The organism is Xenorhabdus sp. TS4 (assembly GCF_014467265.1).
Classification (GTDB): domain Bacteria; phylum Pseudomonadota; class Gammaproteobacteria; order Enterobacterales; family Enterobacteriaceae; genus Xenorhabdus; species Xenorhabdus ehlersii.
This window is the reverse complement of the sequence record NZ_NKHQ01000011.1, coordinates 303,187-312,731: the sequence shown is the minus strand read 5'-3', so window position 1 is coordinate 312,731 and position 9,545 is coordinate 303,187. Positions and strand designations below refer to the sequence as shown.

General features: G+C 40.4%; 15 protein-coding genes, 1 tRNA gene and 1 pseudogene. 4 read left to right on the top strand and 13 right to left on the bottom strand.

Features of this window, described 5'->3' with window-relative positions; genetic code table 11:
* Positions 1-1,193 precede the first annotated feature (1,193 nt).
* The 5 genes and pseudogenes from Xets_RS08075 to Xets_RS08055 form a co-directional block, all read right to left on the bottom strand.
* Positions 1,194-1,337: a hypothetical protein gene (locus tag Xets_RS08075; RefSeq protein WP_167450599.1), complete on the bottom strand. Its 144-nt coding sequence runs from the start codon at positions 1,335-1,337 to the stop codon at positions 1,194-1,196.
* Positions 1,338-1,367: 30 nt separating this feature from the next.
* Positions 1,368-1,988, bottom strand: a pseudogene (locus tag Xets_RS08070) (primase-helicase zinc-binding domain-containing protein); the annotation flags it as partial.
* Positions 1,982-2,287, bottom strand: a complete 306-nt coding sequence (locus Xets_RS08065) for a hypothetical protein (protein WP_187651419.1) — start codon at positions 2,285-2,287, stop codon at positions 1,982-1,984. The gene Xets_RS08065 and the pseudogene Xets_RS08070, both read right to left, overlap by 7 nt.
* A gap of 2 nt (positions 2,288-2,289) precedes the next feature.
* Complete coding sequence (locus Xets_RS08060) at positions 2,290-2,460, bottom strand: DUF4222 domain-containing protein (protein WP_187651418.1); 171 nt, start codon at positions 2,458-2,460, stop codon at positions 2,290-2,292.
* Positions 2,453-2,644, bottom strand: a complete 192-nt coding sequence (locus Xets_RS08055; RefSeq protein WP_187651417.1) for a hypothetical protein — start codon at positions 2,642-2,644, stop codon at positions 2,453-2,455. The genes Xets_RS08060 and Xets_RS08055 overlap by 8 nt, the downstream gene beginning before the upstream one ends.
* Before the next feature lie 136 nt (positions 2,645-2,780).
* Here Xets_RS08055 and Xets_RS08050 point away from each other — a divergent pair, with 136 nt between their 5' ends.
* Positions 2,781-2,951, top strand: coding sequence for a hypothetical protein (locus tag Xets_RS08050; RefSeq protein WP_047680438.1), 171 nt, complete (start codon positions 2,781-2,783; stop codon positions 2,949-2,951).
* A 361-nt stretch (positions 2,952-3,312) separates the two neighbouring features.
* Here the strand turns inward: Xets_RS08050 and Xets_RS08045 are convergent, their stop codons facing one another.
* The 6 genes from Xets_RS08045 to Xets_RS08020 all read right to left on the bottom strand — a co-directional run bounded on the left by Xets_RS08045 (position 3,313) and on the right by Xets_RS08020 (position 7,123).
* Positions 3,313-3,909, bottom strand: a complete 597-nt coding sequence (locus Xets_RS08045) for a BRO family protein (RefSeq protein WP_187651416.1) — start codon at positions 3,907-3,909, stop codon at positions 3,313-3,315.
* Between the two features lie 18 nt (positions 3,910-3,927).
* Positions 3,928-4,203, bottom strand: coding sequence for an AlpA family transcriptional regulator (locus tag Xets_RS08040; protein ID WP_187651415.1), 276 nt, complete (start codon positions 4,201-4,203; stop codon positions 3,928-3,930).
* Positions 4,203-4,418 carry an AlpA family transcriptional regulator gene (locus Xets_RS08035; protein WP_187651414.1) on the bottom strand — a complete coding sequence of 72 codons (216 nt, stop codon included), beginning with the start codon at positions 4,416-4,418 and terminating at the stop codon, positions 4,203-4,205. The genes Xets_RS08040 and Xets_RS08035 overlap by 1 nt, the downstream gene beginning before the upstream one ends.
* 205 nt (positions 4,419-4,623) lie before the next feature.
* Complete coding sequence (locus tag Xets_RS08030) at positions 4,624-5,502, bottom strand: DUF6387 family protein (protein WP_187651413.1); 879 nt, start codon at positions 5,500-5,502, stop codon at positions 4,624-4,626.
* A gap of 144 nt (positions 5,503-5,646) precedes the next feature.
* The gene (locus tag Xets_RS08025; RefSeq protein ID WP_099133344.1) at positions 5,647-6,861 is read right to left on the bottom strand and encodes an integrase arm-type DNA-binding domain-containing protein; all 1,215 of its coding nucleotides are present in this window, start codon (positions 6,859-6,861) and stop codon (positions 5,647-5,649) included.
* Between the two features lie 174 nt (positions 6,862-7,035).
* Positions 7,036-7,123 (bottom strand) — tRNA-Ser (locus Xets_RS08020).
* 180 nt (positions 7,124-7,303) lie between these two features.
* Here Xets_RS08020 and tusE point away from each other — a divergent pair.
* Positions 7,304-7,633, top strand: a complete 330-nt coding sequence (gene tusE, locus Xets_RS08015) for a sulfurtransferase TusE (protein ID WP_167450598.1) — start codon at positions 7,304-7,306, stop codon at positions 7,631-7,633.
* A 15-nt stretch (positions 7,634-7,648) separates the two neighbouring features.
* Here the strand turns inward: tusE and yccX are convergent, their stop codons facing one another.
* The gene (gene yccX / locus Xets_RS08010; protein ID WP_099133342.1) at positions 7,649-7,927 is read right to left on the bottom strand and encodes an acylphosphatase; all 279 of its coding nucleotides are present in this window, start codon (positions 7,925-7,927) and stop codon (positions 7,649-7,651) included.
* 229 nt (positions 7,928-8,156) lie between these two features.
* On the opposite strand from yccX, the gene hspQ reads away from it, so the two are divergent.
* Positions 8,157-8,477 carry a heat shock protein HspQ gene (gene hspQ / locus Xets_RS08005; protein ID WP_187651412.1) on the top strand — a complete coding sequence of 107 codons (321 nt, stop codon included), beginning with the start codon at positions 8,157-8,159 and terminating at the stop codon, positions 8,475-8,477.
* Positions 8,478-8,561: 84 nt separating this feature from the next.
* Here the strand turns inward: hspQ and Xets_RS08000 are convergent, their stop codons facing one another.
* Positions 8,562-8,975, bottom strand: a complete 414-nt coding sequence (locus Xets_RS08000; RefSeq protein WP_099133340.1) for a CoA-binding protein — start codon at positions 8,973-8,975, stop codon at positions 8,562-8,564.
* Between the two features lie 91 nt (positions 8,976-9,066).
* Here Xets_RS08000 and mgsA point away from each other — a divergent pair, with 91 nt between their 5' ends.
* Entirely contained in the window at positions 9,067-9,525 is a 459-nt protein-coding gene (mgsA, locus tag Xets_RS07995; protein WP_187651411.1) for a methylglyoxal synthase, read from the top strand.
* Positions 9,526-9,545 lie beyond the last annotated feature (20 nt).

Below are 9,545 nucleotides of genomic sequence, written 5' to 3'. Positions count from 1 at the left end.
TAAACGCACGACAAGCGGGGCAGGTTACATCAATCTTTGCCATTTGAATGTTCTCCAAATAGAAAGATTATACATGATCAATAAATTGATATCACAACCTAAGATTCTTGATTGCCTAATTATATCTCTATTGTTCATATGTATTCTTCCTTGCAAGGATATAAATAATAATCATTGAGATAGGAAATGATATTAATATAAAATATATGTCATTATTTTTAATGAATTTAAAAAAATTCGAAAAATTTAAGACGTAGAGAAATGTAAAGACATTATTTAATATGGCAATTAAAAATATAAAAAAAATCATTTTCAAACTGTATTTGAATCTTTTTCTTAACAAGAGCATGGCAGTACACAAAATAAAGAAAAAATTATTAGCCAGCATTACGTAATCAGCAGCATTAATAAAAAAAGATAATTCAGATGGGGTGTACTCATTACTTGTCCATAGAGTTATTACTTCTTTTGTAGTCAAATCAATAGAGATAAGTCCTATATTACAAAAAATAAATAAAATCATTACTATCAGTATATTAAATAATGATTTAATCCACATTTAACCCTTCCTATCATTTTTGCCAGTTCTAAAACCAATCTAGCTGAAAAATTCTTTATCTTGCCCATGATAATTGCATGTTTTTGATACACCGCTGGACAGGATATACCAGAATTATTTATATATTCTAGTATAGGTGACAATAAAGCGGAAAAATCGTGATTAATATCGTATATTAAACAAATAGATATGGTTACCTGTGTTACATTTTGTTTAAGACGACAGATTAAAACCACACTGACGCGCTGCGCTCGTCTTCTCCGAGTTACCGGGCTAATACATTAACCCAATAACTCGGAGAGCTGAAAAAACACCTACCAGAGAAAACATTTTTACCTACCCCCTCCCTATTAAAGAATTATGGATAAAACTGTTCACCCTGTTCGCCTTTGAATAATTTTATTTAAATTCATACCGTTAAAGGGTGATGAGTTGAAATTAAACTCATCACTACTCTTCACCCAACCGTTCACCCCAAATACGAAAAAAGGTGAACAGTGATGAATAGTTGTGAACAGTTTTAAAATAACTGTTCACCCTATAATTAGTTGATATATTTGATTTAAATTACAGAGTGAACAGTGGTGAACACTTTTTTATATTTCTTTGAAAAATTTCTGTCATCAGAAAAAATTTATTCTTCTGGCTGGCTATTCCTTGTCAGTTTCGGCATCCATTCGATAGCAGTATCGAGATTCAGGCTCAGATTGCTACGAATGCCCTGTTTGCTTTTCTTGCGTAAATATTGCTGGCTGTATTCTGCCAATGCGCCGGGCATAGCAAATCAAGGCAGCCAAAACAGAGCCGGATAGCCCTCCGTAATGATGATCGTGTCTGGTGTTCCAATGACGGGTGATAAGGGGATAAAACTCCCCTTTTTCTGTGAGCCTGAGACAAAGCGCTTTTCACCCTTCGGCTTGATGATTTGAGCACCGGTAATTGTGCCGTCCAGTGCCTGAGTGACCAGCAACAAAGAACCGTCTTTCAATAGCTTCTGATCGGGGCATTGCAGCCCCTTTTTGGTCAGATAATCAGATTGTCCGGCAGCAGCTTGAGCCACCAGCTTGTTAACTTTCTCGGCTATCGGAAGAGCCTCTGATTTTGGAGCCTCCTTTCTGGCAGGCTGAGGTTCAGGCAAGGGAAGTAACAGCGCATCAGCAGCCAGCTTAGCCGCTTCAATTACCGTGATACCTTTAGCTTTAGTCAGTAAATCAAAACCGTCTCCGTGGTTCGGGTGTTCACATTGGCGACAATGCCAGTCACCATTACCGTGATCGTCCATGAAATGAAAACGGTCAGTACCGCCGCAAATGGGGCAAGCGCCATGCTTACCCTTTGCTGGAACGTCCACACCACAAGCAGACAACAAACCTTGCCAGTGATCCTTCGCCGCTGTTTTCACTGAACGGATATCAATATGACTTACCATTTGGGGAACCCCTCGCGGTGATGAATTTCAAAATCCGCATGTTGTGCTGTGTCATTCAGGGCTTCGGCAATTCGGGGCAGGTACATCAGGGCTTCACCGATACGGCGTAAATCCTCCCTTGCCTGACAATCTGCATAGTTTTCATTATCAGCAGACCAGAAAGCCAATTCACCGATCGCTGACATTGCCGCCATAACTGCACTGTGTGCGCCGTCTGAATGTTTGCGTAAGTCTTTCAGTTCCTCAGTGTCCATCGCGCTAAAATTGTTGCGTACCAAATGGTTATAGATATCAGACATAATCAGGCTCTCCCTGCGTAGGTGTATTCTTTAGTGAAACGGCTTAATGGCATGATGCATGGGTAGGTATAGCCCTCACGGACAAACGTCACGCGGTTAAAGGCGATCGACAGCACCTGAACGGTTTCTCCGTTCTTATGGGTGTAATAGTCATGAGGTGCGGGGTTATGCATGGCTCACCTCCTGACGGGAAACAAATATCAGTGAGGAAATGCCAGCCAGTAAACGGGCTTCAACTTCGCTGTCTGCCAGTACAGTGATAAGGCGTATCGGGTGAATATCCACCAGCCGTTGAGTGCCCGATGCAATTAGGAATGTAAATTTAAGGCGAGTTTGGTTATGCTGTGGGGTATCCATAGCGTAAGCCTCCTTTACGTTTTTGGTTAGACGCCTCGATAGTGTTTGCCGCACTTCGGGGCGTTGTTGTTTTACATTTGACATAAATGTGTTGTACACTGTCAGACACAAACAACATACACCCTGAGTATTACATATGTCAAACACAAATTTGCCGAGAGGTAATAAACAAATTGCATTCAGAGTTGAGCCACAATTAGAACAAGCTATGAGGGAAGCGATGAAAATTGATGGTGATGAATCTATATCTGCATGGATAAAGAGAATTATCCGTAAAGAGTTGCAATCTCGCGGCATTGAACAATAACTAACCGACCGACAATAAGTCCGGTGGTTAACTGAGTGAATATCTTTCACTTGGTTGACTGACCCGAAATAATCATAGTAGTTAACTAATTGATTTATCTCATGACGCAAAGACGCGTGATCCCAAAGGGTAGCATTCGCCGTGCTATCCTTTTCTTTTTGTGACTGACTCAATGACAGTCGCAAAGTTTGGGCGTCGCTAAAAGATACGCGCATATTATGACCAGACTGCATATTTGCAGCTTGATTAGATATCAATAAGTTAAGTAACCACCCCGAAATTATCGGGTAGCCTCCCAAACTGAGGACTACGGTAATAGGACTCCTTAACATCAAGGAGTCTATGCAGTTAACAATGATCATCACTCTGCCTCTTCCAAAAGGTCAGGCTGGTATGTTCTCCACAGTTCCCGTCCTTCTTTATTTAAGCTGGCTAGTTCTCCTTTGCATGATTGAAGATCGCGCCCACGTTGAGACGCAATTGCTTTGTATTCATTCTGTCGCCGGGTGAAGTCGTTCAGCGCAGCAAATGGCACACCATAAGAACCCGTTTTGCGGATAGACGGGATAACCTCACGGAATACCCAATTAGCGAATCTGTGGGCAAACGTTCCTTGCTTGGTGGCCTTGCGGCTACGAGTGATTAGTTTGTAAAAACCAGACTCTGAAATGGCATTAAAAATAGGGTTCCCAGCATCAGTAATACCCTTTATTGAACATAGGGTATTTTCATCATCATCTAATGCTTTCATAGAATTGGTGACGTTAGATATTTCTAACGCCTTGCACACATCAGCAGCAATAAACCACGGCTCATTGTTATTTTTGAAAATTCGAACCTGTACGCCCTCAAATTTAATAAACGAGATATCCGCTGAGTCGATATTCAAAATAGGTTCTGGGCTGCTTTCAGAGTGAGCGAGTCCCTGACCAATTAAGGCCGCATTTTTAGATGTCATATTTTTACCCTGTCTTAATTAATTTGATTTTCGGCTATAGGGGTTATTTACGTTCTCTACTGTTGGCGGGTTACGTACCCACCATAGAATATCGCTTAATAACCATGCGCAGGAATTACGCCCAAAATGACAACGAGGTGGAAATAAACCTAATCCCTCTAATTTATGGCAATAGCTACGAGAAATGCCGGATATTCTTTCTCGTTCTCTTTCTCTTATTCGCCTTTCACTTTCGCCATAGGCAGAAAGAATATATTTCCGCTGTTCGTCGGTGGGTAATATAAATTTTGTCATTACTTCACCTCGCTGCGAGACTCAGCTATACGTTGTGATATCCAGTCATCAATTTCTGACTCAACGAAAGCGACTGAGCGAGTGCCGATTTTGACTTGCTTTGGAAATCTATTATCTGCAATGAGTTTGTAGATCCACGCTTTACCGTAGCCAGTTCTACGCTGAACTTCGGGTAAACGGATAAGGTTTTCTTTAGGTATTGTGATTGCTGGCATGTAGAGCCTCCTGTATTAGTCCGTTAAGCATCGTAATAGACGGCGCTCGATTTACAGGAGGGATATTATTGAAAATAAAATTTATGATAAGCGTAATTAAAAAATTTAATTTTATACTTATTTAGTCGTTTTTATTTTCCAGATAAAAACACTTCATGAAAAAATCGTGATTTTTGCCATTTTAATTTTCGTAGAAAAATGTTGATTACAAATCTCTACGCATTAAGTCAGCAATTCTTGTCGAGCCTAACTCAGTATCCTTGTTAATATACAAGCGGAGTAGGCGAGTATATTTATCACTCATTGATTCCAGAGCAAATGGCTTAATGGACTCTTTAATAGCTTGAGTATCTTTCGGATCATCCTCAAAGACGAGTAATGATATCATTGGGTTCGTCACATTTTTACCATTCATCGCCTCCCATAGAAGTAAATCGAGTATAGGAAGAACCCTGTTAGAAATTAGTTTTTGTAACGTTTTTACACCAACTCTTTTTTGTGACACATGGCCTTGCTCAGGAAGTGATAGCTGATCTCTCCATAAAGGGAGGAGTTGAGTCAAACTGGTAATAATTTCATCATCAGTAGCATCATCTAAGTCAATCCATGTTAGTACTAAGTTATTAAAACAATCAAGATTGCCTGTCACACTTGAAAGCATCGCATTAGTTTTTATATATGTATCCTCTTCATCTATTTTGAAAAAATTCTGATCAATAGACGCAAAAGAGTACATTGCAAGCTCACTGAATGTGATTGGACTTACACCATTTCTTGAAGGAAGGCTTGGTAATTCGCCATGTAGATTTATTAAAGAGGGAGCTTGACTATTTATATAGTCAATTGTTTCCTCATTCTCTTTCTCCTCTTGATTAGGAATGGTTATATTTGGGTCACCACTAAATATTCTTTCAAATTTTATCTCATACTCATAATACTCGCTGTCCTCATAGTCTTCTATAAGAATGAATAGGAAAGCACGTAACTCCAGTTCTTCAATCAAGTCTTCCAACGTTAAATCGTTTAAGAAAGCATAGTTGTCTAAACTAAACCATGATAAATCTTTTTTAGTTGCTTTCGACATCACGTCACCTCACGCCCTCTATTGGTAGGAGCTATGCCAGCCCGTAGAGGTGTACGGGTTTTCGGGGATCAACCTAGGCATAGCTTGATTCTTTAACGTCTTGGATAGTCTACTAAAGACAATTAAGGCTGTCTATTCATCCAGTTAAGCACGCTTCCCAAATGTGCCATGTACCACATTTTCGCCCCGTTCGAGTGTTTCCATGTAGTCGGCATACCATTGCAGCATTTCCCTACGACCATCTAAATACTGGGCGTGATTGTAGGTTCCTCGAATGCTGTTCTTATCAACATGAGCAAGCTGTGTTTCAATCCATGCGGTGTTGTAGCCTTGTTCGTGCAATATAGTGCTCATGGTGTGCCTAAAGCCGTGACCTGTGGCTCTACCGCTATAACCCATACGCCTAATCATCGTATTTAATGCCATATCAGATATATGCTTTCTATAATCAGTACGGCTAGGAAAAATATATTGATAACTACCGCTGATTGGGTGTATCTGTTTCAGTAACTCAATAACCTGTTCAGACAATGGTACTATATGAGGGCGGCGCATTTTCATTTTTTCGGCCGGAATTTCCCATATACCAGTATCAAAATTAATTTCTGACCACTCAGCCTTTCTTAATTCGCCTGGTCGAACTCCGATTAATATAAGAATCCGTAAAGCCACTCTAACAATCTGGCTTCCCATATATTTATCTATAGAAGAAAGGAATTCTGGTAACTCGCTTACTGAAAGATGTGCGTAGTGTTCACGCTTATGAGGAACAAAGGCACTAGCTAAATCTGGCGCTGGATTATACTCCGCCCTGCCAGTAATAATGGCGTACTTCCAAACTTCACCGCAACGCTGGCGGACTTTCTTCAATTTCTCAGTTGTGCCGCGTTTTTCCATAACAGAAAGCACTTCGAGTAGTTCCATTGGTTTAATGTCAGCAATCGGGCGATCACCTATATAAGGAAACACATCTTTTTCGAATGCGTCCATCATGTCGTCACGATAACCGACAGACCATCTATCTTTTCTACCTTCGTACCATTCGAGAGCGATATTTTTAAATGTATTCTCAGACTGGCTAATTGATGCGACTTTCTCCGCTTTTCTGGCTTCACTCGGATTGATGCCGTTAGCTACCTGTTTTCTAGCCTCATCTCTTTTAGCTCTTGCCTCAGTGAGAGTTACAACTGGATAGATACCTAACGATATCATTTTAGTTTTACCTGTGAACTGATAACGATAGCGCCAATCTTTAGATCCATTAGTTTCAACTAACAAAGATAGCCCGTTACCGTCCGCCAGCGTATATGATTTTTCTTTTGGCTTGGCACGCTTGATTGCCATGTCTGTCAGCTTCATAAATCACCAATATTGTATAGGAAAATTGTAGAGGGAATTTCTATACAAAAAACTATACAACAAATTGCATAGATTTAGGAAGACGACGCTAGACCTTGGGAGAGTTAGATATTGAAGTTTTCGTTGATTTTACTGAGGAAAGTAGACTTTAAGAGATGCTGCTAGAAGTGTAGATGGCGGAGGAGGAGAGATTCGAACTCTCGGATGGTTTCCCATCGGCGGTTTTCAAGACCGCTGCCTTCAGCCGCTCGGCCACCCCTCCGCGATGCCGAGCACTATAACATCACAGTTCCCAATGTAAAGTATTTATCTGTTCAACTGCCGTTAATTTATTCATAACACTGTCTGTTAGTCTATTTAGTCGACATGTTGGGTAATCTTTCTTGGGGATAGTGGTGATTTTTGCTAAATTGCAACCATCGTTATTAGATGGTAAAAAGTTATGTTGGTATTTGAAGATCGCGAGATCGCAACTGATGCACAAGGTTATCTAAAAAACTACCGTGATTGGCAAGAAGCCATGGCTCCTATCATTGCCGAGCAGGAAGCCATCGCTCTAACCGAACAGCACTGGGAAGTTATCCGTTTTGTACGTGAGTTCTATGAAGAATTTAATACTTCACCCGCTATTCGTATGCTAGTCAAAGCGATCGCCCAAAAATATGGTGAGGAGAAAGGGAATAGCCGTTACCTCTATCGCCTGTTTCCTAAAGGGCCTGCAAAACAAGCAACAAAAATTGCAGGCCTTCCCAAGCCAGTCAAATGTATCTGATTTATTCATCCGTCACTAATGACGGATGCTAAAATCACTCATCTCTTCTGCTTCACAAAATTGAGATTGAAAATTTTCTATTTTGGCACCCAAAGGCCCACCCTGCTCTAGCCAATGTATTAACATTTTGATTTGTGCATCATTGCCACAAGCGACGATCTTCACACTTCCATCATTCATATTACGGACATATCCCGCCAGCTTATTTTTCTTTGCCCAGCGGTAGGTGTGATAACGGAATCCAACTCCCTGTACCCTGCCATAAACATAAATAGTCATGCTGCATCTAGTCATCGTTATATTCCTCCCAGACAAGATGGTAAGAACTTTGAAACATTAAACCCACTTTTGTTATTGTATTTTATATACGCAACAGCTAATCTGAAATTATGAAATGTCGGTCACATGCCATCTTGATTTCAAAAATCATGCAAAATTCCGGCTACCGTTACCGGGTGTGAGCTTGAAATTTACCTTACCGCCCTTATATAAGAGTCATTGCAAGGTTTCTTTGGAGGTGGCTATGATGATTGCCAGCAAATTCGGTATCGGCCAGCAAGTACGACATAGATTGCTGGGTTACTTGGGTGTTATTGTAGATATTGATGCTGAATATTCTTTAGAACAGCCGCAGGAAAATGACATTGCATCTAATGCTACCTTACGTTCAGCGCCGTGGTATCACGTTGTGATGGAAGATGATGATGGTCAACCTATCCATACTTATTTGGCAGAAGCCCAATTGACTTACGAAACATCAGATGAACATCCAGAACAATCTTCTCTGGATGAGTTAGCCGAATCTATCCGCAGTCAATTACAAGCGCCACGACTACGAAATTAAATGTTTTTATTACCATTATCTAAATCTACCATTATCTAAATCATAACACTAAGGTGGTGAATAATGAACCAATCACTGCCTTATTCATTTTTCCATCCCCAACCGCGGGATTTCAATTTTTGGGCAACGATCCATCACAACATCTAACCCTTCATTTTCTGCCAATAATTTTGCTTCTTCATTGATAACGCCTTTTTGTAACCAAAGGACTTTAGCGCCAATAGCGATTGCTTCCTCCACAACGCCATAAACGACTTCTGCGTTGCGAAATACATCAACCATATCGATGGGTTGTTTAATATCAGATAATTGCCCCACAACAGGTTGGTTCAATAAAGTCCGTCCTGCCAATTTAGGGCTGACAGGAATAACTTGATATCCCTGATTCAGTAAGTATTCCATAACCTTATAACTTGGACGATCTGTTTTCTCACTCGCTCCGACTAACGCGATGATTTTTACCTTTCCCAGTATATTCGCTATATGTTGATCACTCATTTTCTCCCCCCATCTTCTCCACAGCATTTTTCATTTGGTTTATCTGCTACAGTATTCATGATAAATAATTTATTCATATAAAGGTATCTCTATGGAATCAATTGTTCGCACCTTACCTGAATCGAAAAAGATTGCTCTTGTCGCACACGATCATTGTAAAAATTCCCTGCTGGCCTGGGTTAATACCCACAAGGCTTTGTTAGCAAAACATACTTTATATGCGACAGGAACGACGGGGCATTTAATTCAGCAGAAAACAGGATTGTCTGTAACGAGTATGTTGAGTGGGCCAATGGGAGGTGACCAACAAATCGGTGCGCTGATTTCGGAAGGCAAAATAGATGTCTTAATTTTCTTTTGGGATCCTTTGAACGCCGTTCCTCATGATCCTGATGTTAAAGCTCTGCTACGCGTGGCAACGGTTTGGAATATTCCTGTTGCAACAAACTGCTCAACTGCCGATTTTCTTATCAACTCAGTACTTTTTTCTAAAGATGTTAATATTCGTGTGCCAGATTATCAGCACTATCTCAATGAGAGATTCAAATAACTTCAACAGTCATCAGGGAA

What these genes read in the sequence shown, in the direction of transcription:
- Xets_RS08075 (WP_167450599.1), bottom strand. Translation starts at nt 1,337, where the DNA reads ATGCCCGGCGCATTGGCAGAATACAGCCAGCAATATTTACGCAAGAAA.
- Xets_RS08065 (WP_187651419.1), bottom strand. Translation starts at nt 2,287, where the DNA reads ATGTCTGATATCTATAACCATTTGGTACGCAACAATTTTAGCGCGATG.
- Xets_RS08060 (WP_187651418.1), bottom strand. Translation starts at nt 2,460, where the DNA reads ATGCATAACCCCGCACCTCATGACTATTACACCCATAAGAACGGAGAA.
- Xets_RS08055 (WP_187651417.1), bottom strand. Translation starts at nt 2,644, where the DNA reads ATGGATACCCCACAGCATAACCAAACTCGCCTTAAATTTACATTCCTA.
- Xets_RS08050 (WP_047680438.1), top strand. Translation starts at nt 2,781, where the DNA reads ATGTCAAACACAAATTTGCCGAGAGGTAATAAACAAATTGCATTCAGA.
- Xets_RS08045 (WP_187651416.1), bottom strand. Translation starts at nt 3,909, where the DNA reads ATGACATCTAAAAATGCGGCCTTAATTGGTCAGGGACTCGCTCACTCT.
- Xets_RS08040 (WP_187651415.1), bottom strand. Translation starts at nt 4,203, where the DNA reads ATGACAAAATTTATATTACCCACCGACGAACAGCGGAAATATATTCTT.
- Xets_RS08035 (WP_187651414.1), bottom strand. Translation starts at nt 4,418, where the DNA reads ATGCCAGCAATCACAATACCTAAAGAAAACCTTATCCGTTTACCCGAA.
- Xets_RS08030 (WP_187651413.1), bottom strand. Translation starts at nt 5,502, where the DNA reads ATGTCGAAAGCAACTAAAAAAGATTTATCATGGTTTAGTTTAGACAAC.
- Xets_RS08025 (WP_099133344.1), bottom strand. Translation starts at nt 6,861, where the DNA reads ATGAAGCTGACAGACATGGCAATCAAGCGTGCCAAGCCAAAAGAAAAA.
- tusE (WP_167450598.1), top strand. Translation starts at nt 7,304, where the DNA reads ATGTTGGTATTTGAAGATCGCGAGATCGCAACTGATGCACAAGGTTAT.
- yccX (WP_099133342.1), bottom strand. Translation starts at nt 7,927, where the DNA reads ATGACTAGATGCAGCATGACTATTTATGTTTATGGCAGGGTACAGGGA.
- hspQ (WP_187651412.1), top strand. Translation starts at nt 8,157, where the DNA reads ATGATGATTGCCAGCAAATTCGGTATCGGCCAGCAAGTACGACATAGA.
- Xets_RS08000 (WP_099133340.1), bottom strand. Translation starts at nt 8,975, where the DNA reads ATGAGTGATCAACATATAGCGAATATACTGGGAAAGGTAAAAATCATC.
- mgsA (WP_187651411.1), top strand. Translation starts at nt 9,067, where the DNA reads ATGGAATCAATTGTTCGCACCTTACCTGAATCGAAAAAGATTGCTCTT.